At 57.6% G+C, this 1,335-nt stretch carries 1 protein-coding gene and 1 pseudogene; one reads left to right on the top strand and one right to left on the bottom strand.

The annotated features are described in order from the left end of the window. Positions 1 to 223: 223 nt before the first annotated feature. A pseudogene (locus ACFWIC_RS41090) lies at positions 224 to 316 on the bottom strand (IS6 family transposase); the annotation flags it as partial. Positions 317 to 429: 113 nt separating this feature from the next. On the opposite strand from ACFWIC_RS41090, the gene aac(3)-IVa reads away from it, so the two are divergent. Beyond that, positions 430 to 1,206, top strand: coding sequence for an aminoglycoside N-acetyltransferase AAC(3)-IVa (gene aac(3)-IVa, locus ACFWIC_RS41085; RefSeq protein WP_001199192.1), 777 nt, complete (start codon positions 430 to 432; stop codon positions 1,204 to 1,206). Positions 1,207 to 1,335 lie beyond the last annotated feature (129 nt).

The following is a 1,335-nucleotide window of genomic DNA, read 5'->3' as shown; positions in this document are numbered from 1 at the left end:
TTCCCGTTGAGCACCGCCAGGTGCGAATAAGGGACAGTGAAGAAGGAACACCCGCTCGCGGGTGGGCCTACTTCACCTATCCTGCCCGGCTGACGCCGTTGGATACACCAAGGAAAGTCTACACGAACCCTTTGGCAAAATCCTGTATATCGTGCGAAAAAGGATGGATATACCGAAAAAATCGCTATAATGACCCCGAAGCAGGGTTATGCAGCGGAAAATGCAGCTCACGGTAACTGATGCCGTATTTGCAGTACCAGCGTACGGCCCACAGAATGATGTCACGCTGAAAATGCCGGCCTTTGAATGGGTTCATGTGCAGCTCCATAAGCAAAAGGGGATGATAAGTTTATCACCACCGACTATTTGCAACAGTGCCGTTGATCGTGCTATGATCGACTGATGTCATCAGCGGTGGAGTGCAATGTCGTGCAATACGAATGGCGAAAAGCCGAGCTCATCGGTCAGCTTCTCAACCTTGGGGTTACCCCCGGCGGTGTGCTGCTGGTCCACAGCTCCTTCCGTAGCGTCCGGCCCCTCGAAGATGGGCCACTTGGACTGATCGAGGCCCTGCGTGCTGCGCTGGGTCCGGGAGGGACGCTCGTCATGCCCTCGTGGTCAGGTCTGGACGACGAGCCGTTCGATCCTGCCACGTCGCCCGTTACACCGGACCTTGGAGTTGTCTCTGACACATTCTGGCGCCTGCCAAATGTAAAGCGCAGCGCCCATCCATTTGCCTTTGCGGCAGCGGGGCCACAGGCAGAGCAGATCATCTCTGATCCATTGCCCCTGCCACCTCACTCGCCTGCAAGCCCGGTCGCCCGTGTCCATGAACTCGATGGGCAGGTACTTCTCCTCGGCGTGGGACACGATGCCAACACGACGCTGCATCTTGCCGAGTTGATGGCAAAGGTTCCCTATGGGGTGCCGAGACACTGCACCATTCTTCAGGATGGCAAGTTGGTACGCGTCGATTATCTCGAGAATGACCACTGCTGTGAGCGCTTTGCCTTGGCGGACAGGTGGCTCAAGGAGAAGAGCCTTCAGAAGGAAGGTCCAGTCGGTCATGCCTTTGCTCGGTTGATCCGCTCCCGCGACATTGTGGCGACAGCCCTGGGTCAACTGGGCCGAGATCCGTTGATCTTCCTGCATCCGCCAGAGGCGGGATGCGAAGAATGCGATGCCGCTCGCCAGTCGATTGGCTGAGCTCATAAGTTCCTATTCCGAAGTTCCTATTCTCTAGACACAGTGAATCCACCCTCGTGATTGTGGGAGCGGGCGGCGCGAAGCGGCCGTCCCGCCGTGATCGGGGACCGTGCTCAGGCTGCTTCGGCC

Source organism: Kitasatospora sp. NPDC127035, assembly GCF_042726075.1.
GTDB lineage: Bacteria > Actinomycetota > Actinomycetes > Streptomycetales > Streptomycetaceae > Kitasatospora.
The sequence above is the reverse complement of the archived record's forward strand: the minus strand, read 5'-3'. Positions and strand labels throughout refer to the sequence as shown.